Consider the following 19,896-nt stretch of genomic DNA (forward strand, 5'->3'; position numbering starts at 1 on the left):
GCTGGGAGACATTCGGCATGGCTGGTCAGAGCGTCGAGGGCGGGCTGAGGTTCGCCGTGCTCGGTCCTGTCCGCGCCTGGCGTGATGGCCAGGAGCTCGATCTGGGCACTCCGCTGCAGCGTTCCATCCTGGGCATGCTGCTGCTGCGCGAGGGCCATGCGGTCACCCCCAACGAGATGATCGATGCGGTCTGGGGCGAGGAAGCGCCCCCGCGGGCCCTGGGCGCCCTGCGCACCTACGTTTCCCGGCTGCGTACGGTGCTGGAGCCGGACCGGCCCGCCCGTTCCCGCCCGGAGCTGCTGACGTCCATCGGGAGGGGCTACGCGCTGCGGCTGCCCGACGGCTCGCTCGACCTGATCCGCTTCGAACGCGGCGTCCAGGAATCCGAGAGTGCGCGCAAGGGCGGCCGGCTGCGCGAGGCCGCCGAAGGGCTGCGCGAGGCGCTGTCGCTGTTCGAGGGCGAGCCGCTGGCCGGGACCGTCGGCCCCTACTCCGAGCACCAGCGCGACCGGCTGGTCGAGCGCCGCATCAGCATCGTCGAGACGCTCATGGACGTGGACCTGGAGCTGGGCAACCACGCGAAGATCGTCTCCGAGCTGATCGCGCTGACCGCCGACCACCCGCTGCGCGAGAAGCTGCGCGCCCAGCTCATGCTGGCCTACTACCGGTGCGGGCGGCAGGGCGACGCCCTCAGCGTGTTCACCGAGACGCGCGAGGCCCTCATCGACGAGCTCGGCATCGAGCCGGGGCCGGAGCTGGCCGCGCTGCACCAGCGCATCCTGGCCGCCGACCCCACGCTGGCCGCCGCCGAGGTGCCCGCCGAGGACCCGGCGGAGGAGCCGGAGCAGCGGCAGGCCCCGCAGCTGCCGCGCCCCGCGCAGCTCCCCGCCGCCGTCAACGACTTCACCGGCCGCAAGGAGATCGCCGTACGGGTCCGCACGCTGCTGTCGGCCCAGTCGTCGGCGCAGTCGTCGGCCGAGGGCGTGCCCGTGGTGGCGGTCTCCGGCATCGGCGGCGTGGGCAAGACCGCGCTGGCCGTACACGTCGCACACCTGGCCGAGGACCTGTTCCCCGACGGCCAGCTCTATGCCGACCTGCGCGGCTACACCGACGAGGCGACCGTGCCCGAGTCGGCGCTCGGCGGGTTCCTGCGGGCGCTCGGCATCCCGCCGGACATCGTCCCGGACGGGCTGCCCGAACGCGCCGCGCTCTACCGGTCGATCCTCGCCGACCGCCGCATCCTCGTGCTGCTCGACAACGCCCGCGACGCCGAGCAGGTCAGCCAGCTGCTGCCGGGCTCGCCCGGGTGCGCGGCCATCGTGACGAGCCGCGGAAAGCTGGCCGACCTGCCCTCCGCACGGCTCATCGACCTCGACGTGATGGAGCCGGGCGAGGCGCTGTCGCTGTTCGCGTCGGTGGCCGGCGCCGAGCGCGTGTCGGCCGAGCACGGCGCGGCCATGGACGTGGTGGCCGCCTGCGGGTTCCTGCCGCTGGCGGTGCGCATCGTGGCCGCCAGGCTGGCCGCGCGACCCTCCTGGACGGTCGCCTCGCTCGTGCCCAGGCTGGCCGACGAGCAGCGCCGCCTCGACGAGCTGCGCGTGGGCAACCTGGCCGTCGAGGCCACGTTCTCGCTCGGGTACGGCCAGCTCGCACCGGCCCAGGCGCGTGCCTTCCGCCTGCTCTCGCTGTCCAAGGGGCCCGACATCTCCACGGGTGCGGCGGCCGCCGTGCTGTCGGTGAGCCAGTTCGAGGCGGAGTCCGTACTGGAGTCCCTGGTGGACGCGAGCCTGCTCGAGGCGCCCGCGCCAGGCCGCTACCGCTTCCACGACCTGCTCAAGCTGTTCGCCAGGCGCCAGCTGGACAAGACCGAGCGGCCCGAGGCCAAGGCGCTGGCGCTGCACCGGCTGCTCGGCTTCTACCTGGCCTCGGCCCAGTCCGCGCACAGCCTGGCCTACGAGGGCAGCATGATCCCGGCCAACATCGTGACGATCGGCGAGGGGCTGTCGTTCACCAGCGTGGACGAGGCCGTGGCCTGGCTGATCGCCGAGGGCGACTCGTTGTTCGCGGCCATCAACCAGGCCGCCGCGTCGGCCGTCGCCGGCGAGCAGCTGCTGCCCGCCGGCGACCTGCTGGTGGCGATGGAGCCGCTGCTGGAGGCGGGCACGCACACGCGCGAGTTCGCCCAGGGCACGCGCGCCGTGCTGAGCGCCGCGCAGCGGATCGGCGACCAGGGCAGCGAGCTGCGCAGCCGGTACGTGCTCGGCCGGGTGCTGTTCGCCGACAACCAGCTGAAGGCCGCAGAGGGCCACTTCAGGGTCGTCCACGAGCTGTCCGCGGCCCGCGGCGAGAAGATCGTCACCGGCGAGGTGCTGAACGCCCTGGCCGTCGTCGTCGGCAGGCAGCGCCGCCACATCGAGGCGCTGGAGCTGTTCGACGCGGCCATGCGGTTCTACCGCGCGAACGACGTGCCGGCCGGCGAGGCGCTGGTGCTCAGCTACTCGGCTCGCGACCACCTGGGGCTCGGCCGGCCCGCGGATGCGATCGCGGCGGCGGAGAAGGGCCTGGCCCTGTTCACCGAGATCGGCAGCGGCGCCGGGACCGCCCGCGCCCGCTACCACCTCGGCATCGTGCTGTCCCGGGTCGGCCGGCTCACCGAGGCCGTCCACCACCACGCCGAGTGCCTGGCCTTCTTCCGGGCCAGCAAGCAGCGCGTCTGGGAGCAGCGGGTCTGCTCCCGGCTGGCCGAGACGTTCATCGCCGCCGGACGCCATCCCGAGGCCGTGCGCCACGCGGAGCAGGCGCTGGTGGTCTCCCGCGAGATCGGCCACCCGTACGGCGAGGCACTGTCGCTCACGGTGCTCGGCAAGGCGCTGCGGGGTCTGGGCAGCACGACCAGGAGCCTGGAATGCCTACGGCAGGCGTTCGCGATCTTCTCCCGGCTCGGCGCCCCCGAGGCCGGGGACCTCAAGGCCCTGATCGAGGCCATCCCCGTCGAAGGGGCCGTCGTCGAGTCCTGAGTACAGCTCGTCGTCCAGACGTGTCATCCACACATGGTTGATCAAGGCTGTCCCTTCGATGAGAAACCTGCTGAATGGACTGCCGCTACGGTCTTGACCAGGCGCCGACAGTAGGGCGGCAGTCTGATGAGCAGGTTTCTTGTCGATCAGGCCGTGAATGTGTCCGTGATGCAGCCCGGCCGGTCATCTGTCGCCACCACGCGTCGCTAGGGGGCCCGGTTATCCGGATGCTCCGCGTTGTGGCTAGCCGCCTCACTCAAGACGACCGGCCGGACCTGACACGGCCCTCGAACCCCCCGGGGTCCGTGTCTTGGCCATGAGCCTCCACCCGAGCGCTCAACGTCCAATCAACGGGCGATTAAAGCAGGAAGTAGCCCTCCGCGATCAGCGGCCTGACCGCGTCGGAGTCGGGGATCTCGCCGTCGCCGACCAGCTCGGCGATCACGTTGAGCAGGGGGCCGAGCGCCAGCTCGCCGTCGCAGACGCCGGCCAGCGCGGCCTCCACCGTGCCGACCTCCCTGCTGCGGCGCAGGCCCTGCGTCTGGCGCAGCACGATGCGGATGGGGTCTTCCGCGCCCGGCAGGCCGACGCGCTCGTCGAGCAGGCCGTCTGCGGTGCGCAGGAGCGCCGTGTCCAGCTCCTTGGCGCGGTGCGCGGCGGCGATGGCGTCGAGCACGGAGTCGACGTAGTCGCCGACCGGGAGCGAGACCTGGTGGTCGAGGTGCTCGACGCGGACGACCGGGTCGAGCGTGCCGGAGTTGCGCATGGTGATCCAGCCGAACCCGATGCCCTCGACCTTCCGCTCGTCGAACCAGGCCAGCCAGCGGTCGTAGTGCTCGGCGTACGCCTTGGTGCCCTGCTCGGCGGCGTCCCTGAGCCAGAGCTCGACGTATTCGGCCGGGTCCTGGACGTCGCGCTGGACCACCCAGGCGTCGCAGCCGGTCTCGCGCAGCCAGCCGCCCACGCGGTCGTGCCAGTCCTCACCCTCGACGTGCAGCCAGTTGGCCAGGAAGTGGGCCTGGCCGCCGGGGTTGAGGTGGCCGGGCGTGCGGCGTACGAGGTCGCGGCAGAAGCCGTCGCCGCCGGCCTCGCGGTAGGTCAGCCCGCCCCCCGGGCCGATGACGAACGGGGGGTTGCTCACGATCAGGTCGAACAGCTCGTCCTCGACCGGCTCGAACATCGACCCCGTACGTGCCTCCACGCCGGAGATGCCGGACAGCTCCCAGCTCAGCCTGGCCAGCTCGACGGCCCGCGGGTTCACGTCGGTGGCCACGATGTGCTCGGCCCGCCCGGCCAGGTGCAGCACCTGCACGCCGCAGCCGGTGCCGAGGTCGAGCGCGCGCCCCACCGGGCGGCGGGTGGCGAGTTGGGCCAGGTTGGCCGAGGCGCCGCCGGCCCCGACCACGTGATCAGAACGCAGCGCCGGGTCGCCGGGGCGCACCTTGCGGTCGGAGACGAGGTAGCCGCCGGTCTCCCAGGGCTGCAGGTGCACGGTCGCGCTCACCTGGTCGCCGTCGGCCCTGACCAGCCCCGAGTCGAGGACCTCCGGGGCGAGGGACGCGGCGGGGACGGGAACGCCGAGCCAAAACAGCCTGATCAACGCCGCCGGCGGATCGAGGTCGGCGGTGGCGCGCAGGGCCGGCACCAGCTCCTCCCTGGCCAGAGCCGAGGCCGCCATGCTGCCCAGCCGCTCGCGTACGCCGTCGATCGTGTAGTCGGTCTCCAGGAGGTGATGGCGCAGTCGTTCCACAAGTCCATCCTTTCACCACGGACTCTCCCGCATGGCCCGATACCGCGCCGATGGCCGCTACCGCCCTCCGCTCTCGGCCCTAAAGCTCGTCGCTCTGAGCCGATGGTCGCACTCGCACGGGCTCCGCTGGTCACGCAAGCTACCGCCCTCCGCCCCAAGCTCGTCGCTCTGAGCCGATGGTCGCACTCGCACGGGCTCCGCTGGTCACGCAAGCTACCGCTCTCCGCCCCAAAGCTCGTCGCTCCGTGTGCTCATACTGTTACTTAGACACCCAAGCGTTCTGCAAGCGGCGGACAAGTGGTGAGCGGTATCTCTAGGGAAGTCGCCACGTCGCCCCGAGGAGCGGACCCATGCTGATCCCTTGCTTGGCCTGCGAGTCCCGGTTCGGACCTGACGAATACTTCCGCGCCTGCTCCGACTACAACCGCGGCATGGACCTGGTGTCCTGGACATGCCCGCGCTGCGGCAACCGCGACGACCTGCGGGTGCTGCCGGGCGAGCTGGGGTTCGGCTATCCGCATCGGGGCAGGTTCGACGTGCACGACCGGGTACGCGTGCCCGGCCTGCGCAGGCACCGCGGCGACCTGCGGCTGGACATCTCGCTCGACCGGGCGAGCTGGCGCGTCCACACCCGCCTCCGCCAGCCCGCGTGACGGCCCAGGCGGCCCGGGCGGCACGGGAGCCGGCGGCGGATCAGGCGAACGGCAGGGCAGGCATGCAGGCGTGGGCGGGCCGCTCTCCGCGCAGCAGCCGGGCGATGTCCTCCACCAGCGTCCCGGCCAGCTCCTCCCGGCTCTCGCCCGTGGCCTCGCCCAGACGGGGCGTCAGCACCACGTTCGGCAGGCGGGTCAGGGGGTGGGCCGGATCGAGCCACTCGCCCTCGAAATGGTCGAGCCCCGCGCCGCCCACCCGGCCCTGGCGCAGCGCGTCGACCAGCGCCGTCAGGTCGTGCAGCGCGCCGCGCGAGGTGTTGAGGTAGATCGAGCCCGGCCGCATCGCGCCGAACTCGGGGTAGCCGAAGAAGCCCCGCGTCTCACCGGTCAGCGGCATGTGCAGCGACACCACGTCCGCCTCGGACAGCAGGGCAGGCAGAGGGTGGGTGGCCTCGGGGACGAACGGATCGCAGGTGATCACCCGCATGCCCAGCCCCTCGCACCGCCAGCGCACGGCCCTGCCGACGCGGCCCAGACCCACGATGCCGAGCGTCCTGCCGGTCAGCCGCCTGCCGCGGTGGCGCTGGGCGGGCGGCACCTTGCCGACGCGCCCCTGGCGCACCTCCCGGTCCGCGGCCACGATGTTCCGGCTGACGGCGAACATCAGCGCCAGCGTGAGCTCGGCGACCGACTCGGGGTCACGGTCGGCCGCGTGCAGGACGGTCACCCCGCACCGGGCGGCCAGCGCCAGGTCCACGCTGGTGGTCGGGCCCATGACGGCCACCACGTCGAGGGGCAGGGCGAGCACCGACGTGCGAACCTGGTCGCCGTCGGTGATGAGCACGGTCGCGCCGGTCTCGATGACCAGGTCGGCGAGTTGCTCGTCGGTGAAGCCGAGGCTGGGACGCGCGGGAACCTCGGCCAGGTCGGCTACTTCGCCCAAGCGGGCGAGCGCGCTCTCCGGCAAAGCGGGCAGTGCCAGCGCCCGAGGTCGAGTCACAAGTGGACAATAACACCACAGACGGTGCCCGGATCATCGCTCCCCGCGCTGGCCAGGCCCCTTGCGGCGACCTGTCATTGCTGGCGGAGGCTCTGCCAGGCGGCGGTGCCCAGCCCCTTGATCTCCTCTTCCGTGGGCGTGTGGGCGCCCGCGAACCACAGGCGGCACATCTCCTGCGCGGGCCCCAGCCACAGCACGTAGCACATGGTCGGGTGGACGGGCTGGAGCAGGCCGTCCTTCATGTGCGGCCGCCACCAGTCGGAGACCTGGCGGAAGAACCCGCGCCGGGCCTCGGCCACCTCCGCGCCACCCGGCTCGTGCTTGCGCGGCGGCCGCTCGCTGACCAGCAGCCTGGCCCTCTCCGGGTGCTCGCCGGCCCACCGCATGTGGAGGGCCACGACGGCCTCGATGCCGTCGCGGGCCTCCTGGTGGCTGACCAACTCGGCGAGGAAGGCCTCCTGGTAGGAGGTCAGGATCTCCGCGTACAGCACGCCGAAGACGTGCTCTTTGCTGGCGAAGTGGTGGTAGAAGCTGCCGACGCTGACGCCGCTCTCCTCGCGGAGGCTGGCCAGCGTGGTGGCCGAGACCCCGTCCTGGCTGAAGCGGCGGAGGGCACCCTCGATGATGCGGGTACGGCCGTCGCGTCCGTTCTTGGCACTCTTCACGCTGTCAATGGTGTGCCAACAGAACCTTGTTCCGCAAATAGGCCGAGTGGATCGATCATAGCGGTCACCTCCACCGATCCGGAAGTCACCTTCATCTCGGCGTCGGGCCAGAGCCGTCGGATGAGCCTCAGGACGCGCCGGTTCTCCCCCAGCACGTCCATGCCCACGCTCCGCGCACCCCGTACGGAGGCCCTGAGCAGCAGCACGTCGATCAGCCTGGGCCCGATCCCCCGCCCCTGCCATTGGTCGGCCACGACCACGGCGACCTCCACGTCGGCGCAGCCGCCCTTGAAGCTCATGGCGTGGCCGACGATCTCGCCCCCTTCGGTGATCGCGACGAGCGCGTCGCGGCGCTCGTCCAGCGCGAGCAGCGTGCGCACCAGCGCCGTAGCGGGGGTGCTGACGCCGGTGAAGAAGCGGAGCGTCTGTGTGTGGAGCGACAGCCCCGCCAGGAAGCGTCTGATCCGTTCCTCGTCGTCCGGGCGCGCGGGGCGGATCTGGGTTCCCTGCATAGACTCAGCCTGCCTGTCGGCGCTGAGTCTGTCAAATGAACTCAGATATAATGCAGCAATGAACGTTCCCTTCCGGGTGAACAACTGCTCGATCGAGCGCACCCTGGACATCGTCGGGGAGAAGTGGACCTTCCTGGTGCTGCGCGAGGCGTTCAGCGGCGTACGGAGGTTCGCCGACATGCAGGCGATCACCGGTGCCCCCCGCCAGGTGCTCAGCGCCCGGCTCGCCCGGCTGGTCGACGAGGGCCTGCTGCGCAAGGAGCCCTACCGCGAGCCGGGCCAGCGGCAGCGCGACGAATACCGGCTCACGGACAAGGGCCGCGACCTCTATCCCCTCCTGGTCGCGCTCATGCACTGGGGCGACAAATACCTGGCGGACGAGGACGGGCCGGCGGTGCTGCTGACCCACCGCGACTGCGGGGCGCCCATCGAGCAGCATTTCCGGTGCGCGGACGGCCACGAGGTGAGCGGGCCGCGCGAGGTGACCCCGATGCCCGGGTCGGGGGCCCAGCTCAGAAGCGCATAGGCGCGTGAAGGGGCACCCCCTCCGGTGCCTAACCTTGAAGCGTGTACCGGTTCCTGCTGACGCCCCGATGGCTCGCGCTCCACGTGGTGGTGCTGCTGGTCATCCCCGCCTTCGTGTTCCTCGGCCGGTGGCAGTTCGGGCGCTTCGAGGAGCGGTCGGCCAACAGCGAGCGGGTCACGGCCAACATCGAGGCCGCGCCGGTGCCGCTGGAGCGGCTGGCGGCCCCGGGGCGGCAGGTCCGCCAGGACGACCGGTTCAGGAAGGTCACGGTCTCGGGCACGTACGACCCGTCCCACGCCCTCCTCGTACGCAGGCGGCCCCAGGAGGGGCAGAACGGCTTCTACGTCCTGACGCCCCTCGTCACCGGCAACGGCACGGCGGTGATCGTCAACAGGGGCTGGGTCAAGGCGGGCGCCACCGCCGACGCCATGCCCGAGGTGCCCGCTCCGCCCACAGGACAGGTAAATGTCACCGGACGGCTACGGCTCAGCGAGACCGAGGAGTCCAGCGGCATCCGGGACCGCTCCGGGCTGCCGGCCGGGCAGGTGCTGCTCATCGACGCCGACAAGATCGGCAAGGGGCTGCCGTACCGGCTGGTGGGCGGCTACGTGGAGCTGACCGAGCAGGCGCCCCGGCCCGCCGCGGCGCCGGCCCCGGTGCCCGAGCCTGACGTGGGCGCGGGAGGCGGCCTCAACCTGGCGTACGGGGTCCAGTGGTGGCTGTTCATCGGCATCGCCCTGGCCGGCTGGGTTCTGCTGATCCGGCGCGAGGTGGCCGAGCGGAAGTCCGGCGATTCACCCAAGGAGTCCGTCACCGCCGCCAATTAAGGTGTTGAGGGTGATCCGCCACATTGAGTTCGCCAACATCTTCAACTTCCGCGACGTAGGTGGATATGCCGCCCACGACGGGCGCACGGTCCAATGGCAGCGCCTCTACCGGGCCGACGCGCTCGGCTGGCTGGCCGGAGACGATCTCAAGACCTACCGCGGGCTGCGCGTGCGTACGGTCATCGACCTGCGGCACCCGTACGAGGTCGAGAAGGCGGGCCGCATCCCGGACGCCGAGGGGCAGAGCTACCACAACCTGCCCATCGAGGGGCGCCGCTGGGACGTCAAGGTCTACGACGAGGAGAGCGGGGTCGGGAGATACCTCGCCAACCGCTACTTGGAGGTGACCGAGGACGGCGTCGCGAACCTCAGGACGGCCCTGGAGACGATCGCGCGGGCCGAGAGCGCGCCCGTGGTGATCCACTGCGCGGCCGGAAAGGACCGCACCGGGGTACTCGCCGCGCTCGTCCTGTCACTGGTGGGCGTGGGCGAGGACGACATCGTGGCGGACTACGCGCTCACCGGGCTGGCCACCGACCGGTTCGTCGCCAGCTGGCGCAGCAGGCACCCCGACGCGCCCCTGTGGCCGGGGTTCGGCCTGGCGCCCGCCGAGGCGATGCGCCTCTTCCTCGACGACCTCACGGCGCGGCACGGCTCGATCGAGACGTATGTCACACAAGTCCTGAACATTTCCCCGGCCACCATTTCGGAATTACGTGACCACCTGCTGACTGAACCGGGCGCCGAGGGGTAGTGGCAGGCCGGGTCCCACCTGCTGCGTCCAGGTGAGGGGCCCATCCCTGGCCTGGGACCGCCCGCCAGCCCCCCTCCCGGCGGTCCCGGGTCGAAGATCTCGGATACCCAACGGATACGTCGCAGCTTGTTCGACGTTATCCCGCCGTCGTACGGTTACCTGCGTGACTACGCCGCTGCTCCCCGACCCTGACCCGAGGCGGCGCGACTACGTGATCATCTCCGCCGACGATCACCTGATCGAGCCTCCCGACCTGTTCGAAGGGCGGTTGCCGGAGAAATATGCCGATGTCGCGCCCAAGGTCGTGGAGACGGAGGCGGGTCACCAGGTCTGGCGCTACGGCGGGGCGACATACCCGTGCGCCGGCATCGACGTGGGCGCGGGGCTGCCCCGCGAGCAGCGCACGCTCGACCCCATCAGGTTCGAGAACATGCGCCCCGGCTGCCACGACATCGAGGCCCGCGTCCAGGACATGGACGTGGCGGGCATCTGGGCCGCGCTGTGCTTCCCCGGCATGCTGGCCGGGCAGTCCGGCATGCCGTTCGCCAGGACCCGCGACCAGGAACTCGGCCTGGCCCTGGTCAAGGCGTGGAACGACTGGCACATCGACGTCTGGGCCGGCACCTACCCCGAGCGCATCATCGGCCTGCAGCTCCCCTGGCTGCCCGACCCCGACGTGGCCGCCAAGGAGATCCGCGCCAACGCCGCCCGCGGCTTCAAGGCCGTCGTCTTCCCCGAGTTCCCGACCCGGCTGCGGCTGCCGTCGATCCACTCCGGCCACTGGGACCCGTTCTTCGCCGCCTGCGAGGAGACCGGCACGGTGGTCGCCCTGCACACGGGCGACTCGTCGTGGTCGCCCGTGCCCTCGCCCGACACGCCCATCGAGGCCATCACCACGCTGATGCCGACCAGCGCAATGTTCGCCTGCGCCGACTGGCTCTGGTCGGGAGTGCCGCTGCGCTTCCCCGCGCTGCGCATCCTCATCGTCGAGGGCGGCGTGGGCTGGCTGCCCATGCTGGCCGAGCGCGCCGACTACGCCCTCGACCACCCGGTCGCGGGCGAGGCGTCGTGGGAGGGCGGGCTCAAGCCCAGCGAGGTGCTGCGCCGCAACTTCTTCTTCGGCACGCTCGACGACCACGCGCTGTCCGGCGTGCGACTCGCGGTCGGGCTCGACCACGTGCTGCAGGAGAGCGGCTACCCGCACTCCGACTCGACCTGGCCCGACACGCAGAAGTCCGTGGCCCGCAATCTCGGAACGCTCCCGCCCGCCGACATCGCCAGGGTCGCCTACGGCAACGCGGCCCGCCTCTTCGGCCACCCGCTGCCCTCACGCGCCTGGCTGCGGATGGAGGAGATCTAGCCCTCTTCCTCGACCAGCCTGGCCTGGATGACGTGGCGCTCGTGCTCGACGTAGCGGCCGCTCTCGCCGAGCAGCGTGGCCGCGAGCCACAGGAACACGCCGAAGTCGTCGACCACGCCGATCATCACCAGGAAGTCGGGCACCACGTCGACCGGTGACAGGATGTAGACCACGCCGAGTCCGAGCATGGCGAGCTTGCTCTTGCCCATGCCCGCGTACTGTCCGCGCATGACCGCGCCGACCATCCGCGGGATCGCCCGGACCCTGGTCATCAGGCCGGGCGACCCCGGCTTGGTCACCTCGCGGTACGTCCGCCAAGCCGCCGCTGCCCGTGCTGCCTTCGCCATCATGAGGAACCCCCTACCCCCGGCTTCTCACGACATAACGCGTCGGGACCGCCACGAGTTCCTGACCTGCTCCAGGAGGGGTCAGCGCAGCGCCGCGTGCTCGAACGGCCTGGCCCGCTCGATCTGCGCGGCCACCCGGACGAGCAGGTCCTCCCTCCCGGCCGCCGCCACGAGCTGCACACCCACCGGCAGGCCGGCCTCGGTGCGGTGCAGGGGCAGCGAGATGGCCGGCTGCCCGGTCGCGTTGATCGGCGAGGTGTAGGCCACGGCGTGCGCCGTGCGGCCGAACGCGACGCTGAGGTCCTGCGGCGGGATCCAGCCCAGCGGGAACGGCGCGACGCCCAGCGAGGGCATCAGCAGCAGGTCGTGGCCCGCGCTCCACCAGGCGGCCATGCGGCGGCGGTAGCCGTCGATCCACTGCGTGGCCAGGATGTGGTCGGCCGCGCTGTGCGTGCGCGCCGCGCCGAGCATGGCGGCGTTCCGCGGCTCCAGTTCCTCCGGCCGCACGGGCTCGCCGCGCAGCTCGCCCAGGCTCTCCACGTGCGCGGCGAGGTTGTCGGCCACGATGGCGCCGAAGTGCTGGGCGAAGCCGGGCTCGGCGAGCGCCCTGGGGCCGCCGGGCGCCACGTCGTGACCGAGCGACTCCAGCAGCGCGGCGGCCCTGGTCACGGCCTCGGTCAGCGCGGGCACCTCGGGCACGGACCCGTTGGGATGCCGCGTGAGGAACCCGACCCGCAGCCGCCCCGGCTCCCTGCCGACCTCGTCGACCAGCGGCCCGGGCAGCGCTGGGGCGTCGTACGGGTCGCCGGGCCGCAGGCCGGACACGATGTCGAGCGCCGCCGCCGTGTCGCGCACGGTCCTGGTGACGAATCCCGGGCACGAGAACCCGCTCCACCCCTCCCCCATGGCCGGCCCCAGGCTCACGCGCCCACGCGTCGGCTTGAGCCCCACCAGGCCGCACAGGGACGCGGGGATGCGGATCGAGCCGCCGCCGTCGCTGGCGGTGGCCACCGCGACCATCCCGGCCGCCACCGCCGCCGCGGAGCCCCCGCTGGAGCCGCCCGCCGAGTAGGCCGGGTCGTACGGGTTACGCGTGGGCCCGAACGCCACCGGCTCCGTGGTGATCGTGCTGCCGAACTCGGGGGTGTTCGTCCGCCCGAGCAGGACGAAACCGGCCTCGCGCAGGCTCACGACGCCGTAGCCGTCCACGCCGGGCTCGACGCCGTCGCGTACGTTCGAGCCCCCGCTGTACGGTTCGCCCGACTCGCGCCACCCGAGGTCCTTCAGCAGAATCGGCACGCCGCGGAAGGGCGCCTCCTTGGGAATGGAGTCGATCTCCGCCAGCGCCCGCTCGAACCGGCGGTGGATGACCGCGTTCAGCTCGCCGTCGTGGGCCTCGATGCGGGCGATGGCGGCCTCGGCCAGCTCCCTCGCCGTCACCTCCCCGTCCCTGATCGCCTGCGCCTGACCGACCGCGTCCAGCCTGAGTACGTCGTCCATGCACACTCCTACGCTCGGGGAGCTACCTCTTGGGGGCCAGCTCGCGTACGGCCTGCTCTATGGAGATCTCACCACCCGGGATGGGCGCGAGGACGGGGGTGTCGAGGCCGTTGTCCACGTACTGCTGGATCCTGGCCCGGCAGGTGGCCGCGTCGCCGTGCACGATCAGGGCGTCGACCACCTCGTCGGGGATCGCCTTGAGCGCCGCCTGCCGGTCGCCGGCCTGCCACGCCTCGTGCATGGGCCGCAGCACCTCGCCCCGGCCCAGCCAGTCGTGGAAGGCGGCGTACACCGGGACGGTCAGGTATGTGGCCAGCATCCACCTGGCCATCTCGCGCACGCGGTCGGTGTCCTCACTGACGCAGACGAACAGGCGCGCGATCAGCTCGGTGCCCTCCCCGATCTCGGCGCGCACCTTGCGCACGTCGTCGGGCGAGAGCCAGTTGGTGATCGCCCCGTCGGCCTCCTCCGCAGCCAGGTGGAGCATCCTGGGCCGCAGCGCGGCCAGCACGATCTTCGGCGGGCGCTCGGGGGCCCGCTCCAGCTTGAACCCCTTGATCTCGAACGTCTCGTACGTCTCCGAGACCTTCTCCCCCGCCAGCGCCTTCTTCAGGAAGCGCAGTGTGTCGCGCGTGCGCGCGTACGGCTTGTCGAACCGCCCCGCGTTCCACCGCTCGACGATCGCCGGCGACGAGGCGCCGATGCCCAGCACGAACCGCTCAGGCGCCAGGTCGGCCAGCGTGGCCGCGGACATGGCCAGCAGCCCCGGGCCGCGCGTCGAGACGGGCACGATGGCGCTGCCCAGCCTGATCCCCGGCGCCCACTGCGCGGCCATCGCCAGCGGCACGAACCCGTCGGCCCCGTTGACCTCGGCGGACCACGCGTCGGTGTAGCCCAGCTCGGGCAGCTCCGCGATCAGCTCCTGCGACTTCGACAGCGGGCGATCGTAGAAGGGGATGGTCATGCCCCAGTTGTGACTCATTCACGGCCTCCAAGCGCCTCCGCAGCGGCCGCTCCACCCTACCAACCGACCGGTATGTTGTCCTAGGCTCGCAGCTCGTGGACCGCCGCGATGAAGTCCTTCGTGATCCCCCTCAACCCGGGCAGATGCGACAGCCCGACCAGCCGGTCCACCAGCGGCACCGTCACGTCGATCAGCCGGTACGTACGCGCGCAGCCCGGCGAGGTGTCGTGCACCCAGAACAGCACCATGCCCATGGACAGCAGCCAGAGCAGCTCCGGCAGCTCCTCACGCAGCTCGGCGTTCATGCGGTCGCGCGACCCCTCGACGACCTGGCGGTAGATCGCGATGGAGGCCTCACGGGCCGGGGACGACTGCTTGCTGAACGGGCTCAGCGGGTTGGTCGGCTCGGCCGCGTGCTTGAAGAACTTCACGGCGAACTCGTGGTAGGGCTCGGAAACGCGTACCCACTCGCGTAGCACCCCGCTCAGCCTGGCCGCGAACGACGTCTCGGTGGCCAGGAACTCCCTGCAGGCCTCCTCGTGCTCGGCCTGGGCGCGGTCGTAGTACGCCTGGATCAACGCCTCCTTGCTCTCGAAGTAGTAGTAGGCGTTGCCCACGGACACCCCGGCCTCGGCGGCGATGGCACGCATCGTGGTCGCGTCGAAACCGCGCTCCCTGAACAACCGCAATGCCGTCTCGACGATGACCTCTCGGGTGCTCTCCGATCCTCGGTTTCGGGCTTCGGACACGTTCGTCACTTTACGTCGTGATGGGGCGTCGAGCAGAAAACCCGCGCATCAGGCTGCTGTCCCTCTGTTGTGTCTGGTCAGGGCCATAGCAGCAGTCCAACCTAGCAGGTTTTCCAGTCCAAGGTCATGGAGCCGCACGGTGATCGCCGCCACAAGGCAAAGTTGCACCTGCGGCATGAGTTATCTCCTGTGAATGGTGGGATTGTCGTTTCAGGCGGAAGGGCTATTTCCGCGAAAAGGCATCGACATGTGGATACGTGGAACAGTGCGCCTCGCCGTAGTCGCACTCCTCGGCATTGAGATAACCATAATCGCGCTGTCCTCGGCCGCTTCAGCCGCTACCCACCCCGAAGGGTCGGCTGCGCCGGACAGCCAAAAATCGGCCGGTTCCGACGGCTCGGAGCACGAGGCCGGGCCGGACCCGGGCAAGGCCTGGGCGTTCGATCGGCTCATGGCGGCCGGTGAGGACATCGCCGCCACGCCGGGCTGGCCCTTCGGCGACTCGGACGCCGAAGCCGCCGAGGCCGCCGAACAGGAGGGGCCGGCGAACGAGCGGGCCGACGACTGGACGACGGCCCGCCTGCACGGGCCCGCGCAGCTGACGGTCATCGACCCGCCGGCGATGGCACCGCGATCTCCGGCCGCCAGGTCCGCGAAGAGCCGCGTACGTACCAGGGTGGCCCGGGTGCCCCGGGTACGGCCGCGCGCCGCGCTCAGGCGCGCTCAAGTCGATCTGACGCGTGTCCTGCCGCGCTTCGGGGCCATGCACATGTCCCACGCCCTGGCCACCGGCTGGCTGAGGAGCGGGGGCGTGCGGATGAAGTCGACCGGCAACTGCTCCAGCAAGCACGTGCACCACTGCACGTCGCTCGACTCGGTGCGGACCGGGACCATCGCGCGGATGATCGAGCTGAAGCGTGAGAGCGGCTGCCCGATCATGGTGACGGGTGGCACGGAAGCGGGCCACGCGCCCGGGCAGTACAGCCACGGCAACGGCTACAAAATCGACATTTCCCACAACAGCTGCATCGACCGGCACATCACGCGGAACTACGCGAAGTCCGGCGTGCGCAGCGACGGCGCCCGGCTCTACCGCGCCGGCTCAGGCACCGTCTTCGCCGACGAGAGCGACCACTGGGACATCCTCTTCCGGTGACAGAGCCGCCGTGAACCCCCCATGGCACCCTGGTGGCCGGGGCGGGACGCCGCGCGGGGAGCGCACGGCGTCACACCTTCCGGATGGGGTTACAGCTCGCCGGCGACCAGCTCGGCGATCTCCGCCGCGTTGAGCGCCGCGCCCTTGCGCAGGTTGTCACCGCACACGAACAGGTCGAGCGTGTTGGGGAAGTCGACTGCCTGACGGATGCGGCCCACGTAGGTCGGGTCGTTGCCCACCACGTCGAGAGGCGTCGGGTAGACCCCGTTGGCCGGGTCGTCCATGAGGACCACCGTCGGCGCCGCCTCCAGGACGCGGTGCGCGTCGGCGACCGTGATCTCGCGCTCGAACCGCGCGTGCACGGCCAGCGAGTGGGTCGTGATCACCGGCACGCGCACGCAGGTCGCGGAGACCTTGAGGTCGGGGATGCCGAGGATCTTGCGGGACTCGTTGCGGAGCTTGAGCTCCTCGGAGGCCCAGCCGCCGTCCTTGTAGGAGCCGGCCCACGGCACCACGTTGAACGCGATGGGCGCGGGGAACGGCGAGTCGTCGGGCAGCTTGTTGGCCAGCACCTTGCGTACGTCACCGGCCGCCTGGCCCACCGTGCGGTCGCCCGCCAGCGCCTCGACCTCGTCGTAGAGCCGCGCGGAACCCGCCACGCCGGCGCCCGACACCGCCTGGTAGGAGGCGACGACCAGCTCCGTGAGCGTGAACTCCGCGTGCAGCGCCCCCATGGCCGCCATCATCGACAGCGTCGTGCAGTTGGGGGTCGAGATGATGTTGCGCGGCCGGTTGCGGGCGTCGAGCGGGTTGACCTCGGGCACGACCAGCGGCACGTCCGGCTCCATCCGGAACGTCCCCGACTTGTCGATCACGATCGCGCCGCGCTCGGCCGCGATCGGCACCCACACCGCCGACACCTCGTCCGGCACATCGAAGATCGCGATGTCGACGCCGTCGAACACCTCGGGCGCGAGGGCCTGCACCACGACGTCCTCACCGCGCACCTGGAGCACCTTGCCCGCCGAACGCGGCGAGGCGACGAGACGGATCTCGCCCCAGATGTCCTCACGCGACGACACGATGTCGCGCATGACGGTGCCCACGGCGCCGGTGGCGCCGATCAAAGCGAGAGTCGGCCTGCTCATCGTCCACTACCTCCGTACACCACGGCTTCGACCTGGTCGGCGTCGAGCGAGAACGCGCGGTGGGCGGCCTGCACGGCCGCGTCGACGCCGTCCTGCCCGACGATCACTGAGATGCGGATCTCCGAGGTGGAGATCATCTCGATGTTGACCCCCGCGTCGGCGAGGGCCGCGAAGAACGTCGCCGTGACGCCGGGGTGCGAGCGCATGCCCGCGCCGATCAGCGACACCTTCCCGATCTGGTCGTCGAAGAGCAGCGACTCGTAACCGATCTGACCCTGGATCTTCTTCAGCGACGACAGCGCCGTCTGAGCGTCGGCCGTCGGCAGCGTGAAGGAGATGTCCGTGCGGCCCGTGGCCGCGGCGGAGACGTTCTGCACGATCATGTCGATGTTGATCTCGGCGTCGGCCAGCGTTTTGAAGATCGAGGCAGCCTCTCCGACCTTGTCGGGGACCCCGACAACAGTGATCTTGGCCTCGCTCCGGTCGTGCGCGACGCCGGAGATGATCGGCTGCTCCATCTCGGTTCCTTCGGTGTAAGGGTCGGAGACGACCCAGGTGCCTTCCTTGGTGCTGAAAGAGCTGCGTACGTGAATCGGCAGGTCGAACCGGCGAGCGTATTCGACGCAGCGCAGATGCAAGATCTTGGCGCCGCACGCGGCCATCTCCATCATCTCGTCGTACGAGATCCTGGGGATCTGCTGCGCCGCCGGCACGATGCGGGGGTCGGCGGTGAACACGCCGTCGACGTCGGTGTAGATCTCGCAGACGTCGGCCTGCAGGGCCGCCGCCAGCGCCACCGCCGTGGTGTCGGACCCGCCGCGGCCCAGCGTGGTGATGTCCTTGGTGTCCTGCGAGACGCCCTGGAACCCGGCCACGATCGCGATGTTGCCCTGGTCGATCGCCTCACGGATGCGGCTGGGCGTCACGTCGATGATGCGCGCCTTGCCGTGGGTCGAGTCGGTGATCACGCCGGCCTGCGAGCCGGTGAACGAACGGGCCTCGTGGCCGAGGTTGGCGATCGCCATCGCCAACAGGGCCATCGAGATGCGCTCGCCCGAGGTCAGCAGCATGTCGAGCTCGCGGCCCGGAGGCAGCGGCGACACCTGCTCGGCCAGGTCGAGCAGCTCGTCCGTCGTGTCGCCCATCGCGGAGACGATCACGACCACGTCGTTGCCGGCTTTTTTCGTCGCGACGATCCGCTGCGCGACCCGCTTGATGCAGGACGCGTCGGCGACGGACGAACCACCGTACTTTTGCACAACGAGCGCCACGAGAGTCTCCCGGTCTGGACTGTGAGCTGCCAGTCTACTGGCGGCCTCTCATGAACCCGCTGGGCCGTACCACTATCTGGACGATCAGACGGTCGTCTCCTCGGCGACGTCCAGGCGCGAGTGCGCGGCCAGGGCCTGAAGGGCACGCATCGCGGCGCCCGCGTGGTTGCCCCAGGTGTTGAAGTAGGAGTACTGCCACCACCAGAGCGCCTCGTGGGGCCGCCCGGCGTGGTAGTGGCGCAGGCCGTGGATGAGGTCGGCGGCGACCGCGGTCAGGTCGTCAGAGAGCCGGTAGGGCGTGACGCCGGTGTCCTTGTACGGGTCGAACACCTCGGCGTAGTCGTCGACCGGCCTCAGCCGCTCGGCCAGCGCGGTGCGGACGCCGTCGATGTCGGGGTCCTCGCTCATGGCCGGCTCGTAGTTGCCCGCGAGGATCACGTCGCGGTTGGCCCCGAGCTTGGCGCCGGCCAGACTGACCTGCGCGACCTCCACCAGCAGCAGCGACCAGATGGCGTCACCGCCCTCGCCGCCGGCGACCCTGGTCAGGCCGTCGACGTAGTCCTGTGCATGCCCGGAGATCTCTTCCGCCAGCGCACTCCACTGGTCAGACATCCAGCAGCCTCCGTCCTTCGAACGCGCGGCCCAAGGTCACCTCGTCGGCGTATTCGAGGTCACCGCCCACAGGCAGACCGCTGGCCAGTCGTGTCACTTTGATGCCCATCGGCTTGACCAGACGGGCGAGGTAGGTAGCCGTCGCCTCGCCCTCGAGGTTGGGATCGGTGGCGAGGATGAGCTCGGTGACCCGGCCATCCGCCAGACGCGTCATGAGCTCGCGGATGCGCAGATCGTCGGGGCCGATGCCGTCGATCGGGCTGATCGCGCCGCCGAGCACGTGGTACGTGCCACGGAACTCGCGCGTCTTCTCGATCGCGACGACGTCTTTCGACTCCTCCACCACACATATCACGTGGGTGTCGCGGCGCGGGTCACGACAGATCCGACACTCCTCTTCAGCGGCCACGTTTCCGCAGACCCGGCAGAAGCGGACCTTCTCCTTGACCTCCAGCAGCGCGTGCGCCAGCCGCTTGACGTCGGCAGGATCCGCCGACAGCAGGTGGAACGCGATCCGCTGCGCGCTCTTGGGACCGACGCCGGGCAGCAGGCCCAGCTCGTCGATCAGGTTCTGGACGACCCCCTCGTACATGCCTAGAACCCTGGCAACTGTCCGAGGCCGCCGCCACCCAGCCCCTGGGCCAGCGGGCCGAGCTTCTCCTGCTGCAGATCGGCCGCCGCGCGGACGGCGTCACGGACGGCGGCGATCACCAGGTCGGCGATCGTGTCCGCGGTGTCCTGCGCGTCCCCGGAGTCGATCACGCTCGGGTCGATCTTGAGCTCCAGCAGCTCACCCGAGCCGTTGACCACGGCCGTGACAAGGCCCCCGCCCGATGAGCCCTCGATCTGCGCGTCGTTGAGCTCCTGCTGGGCGCTCACAAGCTGCTGCTGCATGAGCTGGGCCTGCTCCAGCAGCTGCTGCAGGTTGACATCCCCTGGGTTCACCGTCGTGCGCTCCTCGTGGCTCCGGTTCTTGACTGCCACGAGCCTACGGGGTTTGGGCGTCGTCCTGTACTGGTGCAGCCCTACCTGGGATGTTTTTTGGCCGGATCTCGGCCCCCCTCCAGCGTCCGAGACCCGGCCAC

At 70.8% G+C, this 19,896-nt stretch carries 20 protein-coding genes; 7 read left to right on the forward strand and 13 right to left on the reverse strand.

Annotated features, from left to right (window positions below):
• The first annotated feature begins 17 nt into the window (after nucleotides 1-17).
• Nucleotides 18-3,017 carry a BTAD domain-containing putative transcriptional regulator gene (locus ACIBI9_RS41340; RefSeq protein WP_397230847.1) on the forward strand — a complete coding sequence of 1,000 codons (3,000 nt, stop codon included), beginning with the start codon at nucleotides 18-20 and terminating at the stop codon, nucleotides 3,015-3,017.
• 358 nt (nucleotides 3,018-3,375) lie between these two features.
• Here the strand turns inward: ACIBI9_RS41340 and ACIBI9_RS41345 are convergent, their stop codons facing one another.
• Nucleotides 3,376-4,767 (reverse strand): methyltransferase, encoded by a 1,392-nt coding sequence (locus ACIBI9_RS41345; protein ID WP_397230849.1) that lies wholly within the window; start codon nucleotides 4,765-4,767, stop codon nucleotides 3,376-3,378.
• 350 nt (nucleotides 4,768-5,117) lie between these two features.
• Here ACIBI9_RS41345 and ACIBI9_RS41350 point away from each other — a divergent pair, with 350 nt between their 5' ends.
• Nucleotides 5,118-5,420, forward strand: coding sequence for a hypothetical protein (locus ACIBI9_RS41350; RefSeq protein WP_192788942.1), 303 nt, complete (start codon nucleotides 5,118-5,120; stop codon nucleotides 5,418-5,420).
• 40 nt (nucleotides 5,421-5,460) lie between these two features.
• Here the strand turns inward: ACIBI9_RS41350 and ACIBI9_RS41355 are convergent, their stop codons facing one another.
• The 3 genes from ACIBI9_RS41355 to ACIBI9_RS41365 all read right to left on the reverse strand — a co-directional run bounded on the left by ACIBI9_RS41355 (nucleotide 5,461) and on the right by ACIBI9_RS41365 (nucleotide 7,597).
• Nucleotides 5,461-6,420 (reverse strand): NAD(P)-dependent oxidoreductase, encoded by a 960-nt coding sequence (locus tag ACIBI9_RS41355; RefSeq protein ID WP_397230851.1) that lies wholly within the window; start codon nucleotides 6,418-6,420, stop codon nucleotides 5,461-5,463.
• 74 nt (nucleotides 6,421-6,494) lie between these two features.
• Entirely contained in the window at nucleotides 6,495-7,085 is a 591-nt protein-coding gene (locus tag ACIBI9_RS41360) for a TetR/AcrR family transcriptional regulator (protein ID WP_397230853.1), read from the reverse strand.
• The gene (locus tag ACIBI9_RS41365) at nucleotides 7,082-7,597 is read right to left on the reverse strand and encodes a GNAT family N-acetyltransferase (protein ID WP_397230855.1); all 516 of its coding nucleotides are present in this window, start codon (nucleotides 7,595-7,597) and stop codon (nucleotides 7,082-7,084) included. Before ACIBI9_RS41365 ends, ACIBI9_RS41360 begins: the two co-directional genes overlap by 4 nt.
• Before the next feature lie 58 nt (nucleotides 7,598-7,655).
• Here ACIBI9_RS41365 and ACIBI9_RS41370 point away from each other — a divergent pair, with 58 nt between their 5' ends.
• The 4 genes from ACIBI9_RS41370 (at nucleotide 7,656) to ACIBI9_RS41385 (ending at nucleotide 11,064) form a co-directional block, all read left to right on the forward strand.
• Nucleotides 7,656-8,123 (forward strand): winged helix-turn-helix transcriptional regulator, encoded by a 468-nt coding sequence (locus tag ACIBI9_RS41370; protein WP_397230857.1) that lies wholly within the window; start codon nucleotides 7,656-7,658, stop codon nucleotides 8,121-8,123.
• Nucleotides 8,124-8,164: 41 nt separating this feature from the next.
• Nucleotides 8,165-8,950, forward strand: coding sequence for an SURF1 family protein (locus ACIBI9_RS41375; protein WP_397230859.1), 786 nt, complete (start codon nucleotides 8,165-8,167; stop codon nucleotides 8,948-8,950).
• Between the two features lie 10 nt (nucleotides 8,951-8,960).
• Nucleotides 8,961-9,704, forward strand: coding sequence for a tyrosine-protein phosphatase (locus ACIBI9_RS41380; RefSeq protein WP_397230861.1), 744 nt, complete (start codon nucleotides 8,961-8,963; stop codon nucleotides 9,702-9,704).
• Between the two features lie 163 nt (nucleotides 9,705-9,867).
• The gene (locus ACIBI9_RS41385) at nucleotides 9,868-11,064 is read left to right on the forward strand and encodes an amidohydrolase family protein (protein ID WP_397230863.1); all 1,197 of its coding nucleotides are present in this window, start codon (nucleotides 9,868-9,870) and stop codon (nucleotides 11,062-11,064) included.
• On the opposite strand, the gene ACIBI9_RS41390 is transcribed toward ACIBI9_RS41385, so the two are convergent.
• The 4 genes from ACIBI9_RS41390 to ACIBI9_RS41405 form a co-directional block, all read right to left on the reverse strand.
• Nucleotides 11,061-11,414, reverse strand: a complete 354-nt coding sequence (locus ACIBI9_RS41390) for a YkvA family protein (protein WP_397230865.1) — start codon at nucleotides 11,412-11,414, stop codon at nucleotides 11,061-11,063. The genes ACIBI9_RS41385 and ACIBI9_RS41390 overlap by 4 nt on opposite strands.
• A 78-nt stretch (nucleotides 11,415-11,492) precedes the next feature.
• Nucleotides 11,493-12,911, reverse strand: a complete 1,419-nt coding sequence (locus tag ACIBI9_RS41395) for an amidase (protein ID WP_397230867.1) — start codon at nucleotides 12,909-12,911, stop codon at nucleotides 11,493-11,495.
• A 22-nt stretch (nucleotides 12,912-12,933) separates the two neighbouring features.
• Nucleotides 12,934-13,893, reverse strand: a complete 960-nt coding sequence (locus ACIBI9_RS41400) for an LLM class F420-dependent oxidoreductase (RefSeq protein ID WP_397230868.1) — start codon at nucleotides 13,891-13,893, stop codon at nucleotides 12,934-12,936.
• A 62-nt stretch (nucleotides 13,894-13,955) separates the two neighbouring features.
• The gene (locus ACIBI9_RS41405; protein ID WP_397230870.1) at nucleotides 13,956-14,624 is read right to left on the reverse strand and encodes a TetR family transcriptional regulator; all 669 of its coding nucleotides are present in this window, start codon (nucleotides 14,622-14,624) and stop codon (nucleotides 13,956-13,958) included.
• 451 nt (nucleotides 14,625-15,075) lie between these two features.
• On the opposite strand from ACIBI9_RS41405, the gene ACIBI9_RS41410 reads away from it, so the two are divergent.
• The gene (locus tag ACIBI9_RS41410; RefSeq protein WP_397230872.1) at nucleotides 15,076-15,780 is read left to right on the forward strand and encodes a hypothetical protein; all 705 of its coding nucleotides are present in this window, start codon (nucleotides 15,076-15,078) and stop codon (nucleotides 15,778-15,780) included.
• 89 nt (nucleotides 15,781-15,869) lie between these two features.
• On the opposite strand, the gene ACIBI9_RS41415 is transcribed toward ACIBI9_RS41410, so the two are convergent.
• From ACIBI9_RS41415 to ACIBI9_RS41435, 5 genes are all read right to left on the reverse strand, one after another.
• Entirely contained in the window at nucleotides 15,870-16,928 is a 1,059-nt protein-coding gene (locus ACIBI9_RS41415) for an aspartate-semialdehyde dehydrogenase (RefSeq protein ID WP_397230874.1), read from the reverse strand.
• A complete protein-coding gene (locus ACIBI9_RS41420; protein WP_394493809.1) occupies nucleotides 16,925-18,199 on the reverse strand; it encodes an aspartate kinase in 1,275 nt (424 codons plus the stop codon). The genes ACIBI9_RS41415 and ACIBI9_RS41420 overlap by 4 nt, the downstream gene beginning before the upstream one ends.
• Before the next feature lie 84 nt (nucleotides 18,200-18,283).
• Nucleotides 18,284-18,811 (reverse strand): DUF5063 domain-containing protein, encoded by a 528-nt coding sequence (locus ACIBI9_RS41425; RefSeq protein WP_394493811.1) that lies wholly within the window; start codon nucleotides 18,809-18,811, stop codon nucleotides 18,284-18,286.
• Nucleotides 18,804-19,403, reverse strand: coding sequence for a recombination mediator RecR (gene recR, locus ACIBI9_RS41430; RefSeq protein WP_366310801.1), 600 nt, complete (start codon nucleotides 19,401-19,403; stop codon nucleotides 18,804-18,806). Before recR ends, ACIBI9_RS41425 begins: the two co-directional genes overlap by 8 nt.
• 2 nt (nucleotides 19,404-19,405) lie before the next feature.
• Nucleotides 19,406-19,756, reverse strand: a complete 351-nt coding sequence (locus tag ACIBI9_RS41435) for a YbaB/EbfC family nucleoid-associated protein (protein WP_192788958.1) — start codon at nucleotides 19,754-19,756, stop codon at nucleotides 19,406-19,408.
• Nucleotides 19,757-19,896: the final 140 nt, after the last annotated feature.

This window comes from Nonomuraea sp. NPDC050451, from assembly GCF_044458585.1.

Coding starts and splice junctions, on each gene's coding strand:
- ACIBI9_RS41340 (WP_397230847.1), top strand. CDS start 18: ATGGCTGGTCAGAGCGTCGAGGGCGGGCTGAGGTTCGCCGTGCTCGGT.
- ACIBI9_RS41350 (WP_192788942.1), top strand. CDS start 5,118: ATGCTGATCCCTTGCTTGGCCTGCGAGTCCCGGTTCGGACCTGACGAA.
- ACIBI9_RS41365 (WP_397230855.1), bottom strand. CDS start 7,597: ATGCAGGGAACCCAGATCCGCCCCGCGCGCCCGGACGACGAGGAACGG.
- ACIBI9_RS41370 (WP_397230857.1), top strand. CDS start 7,656: ATGAACGTTCCCTTCCGGGTGAACAACTGCTCGATCGAGCGCACCCTG.
- ACIBI9_RS41390 (WP_397230865.1), bottom strand. CDS start 11,414: ATGATGGCGAAGGCAGCACGGGCAGCGGCGGCTTGGCGGACGTACCGC.
- ACIBI9_RS41395 (WP_397230867.1), bottom strand. CDS start 12,911: ATGGACGACGTACTCAGGCTGGACGCGGTCGGTCAGGCGCAGGCGATC.
- ACIBI9_RS41400 (WP_397230868.1), bottom strand. CDS start 13,893: ATGAGTCACAACTGGGGCATGACCATCCCCTTCTACGATCGCCCGCTG.
- ACIBI9_RS41410 (WP_397230872.1), top strand. CDS start 15,076: ATGGCGGCCGGTGAGGACATCGCCGCCACGCCGGGCTGGCCCTTCGGC.
- ACIBI9_RS41415 (WP_397230874.1), bottom strand. CDS start 16,928: ATGAGCAGGCCGACTCTCGCTTTGATCGGCGCCACCGGCGCCGTGGGC.
- ACIBI9_RS41425 (WP_394493811.1), bottom strand. CDS start 18,811: ATGTCTGACCAGTGGAGTGCGCTGGCGGAAGAGATCTCCGGGCATGCA.
- recR (WP_366310801.1), bottom strand. CDS start 19,403: ATGTACGAGGGGGTCGTCCAGAACCTGATCGACGAGCTGGGCCTGCTG.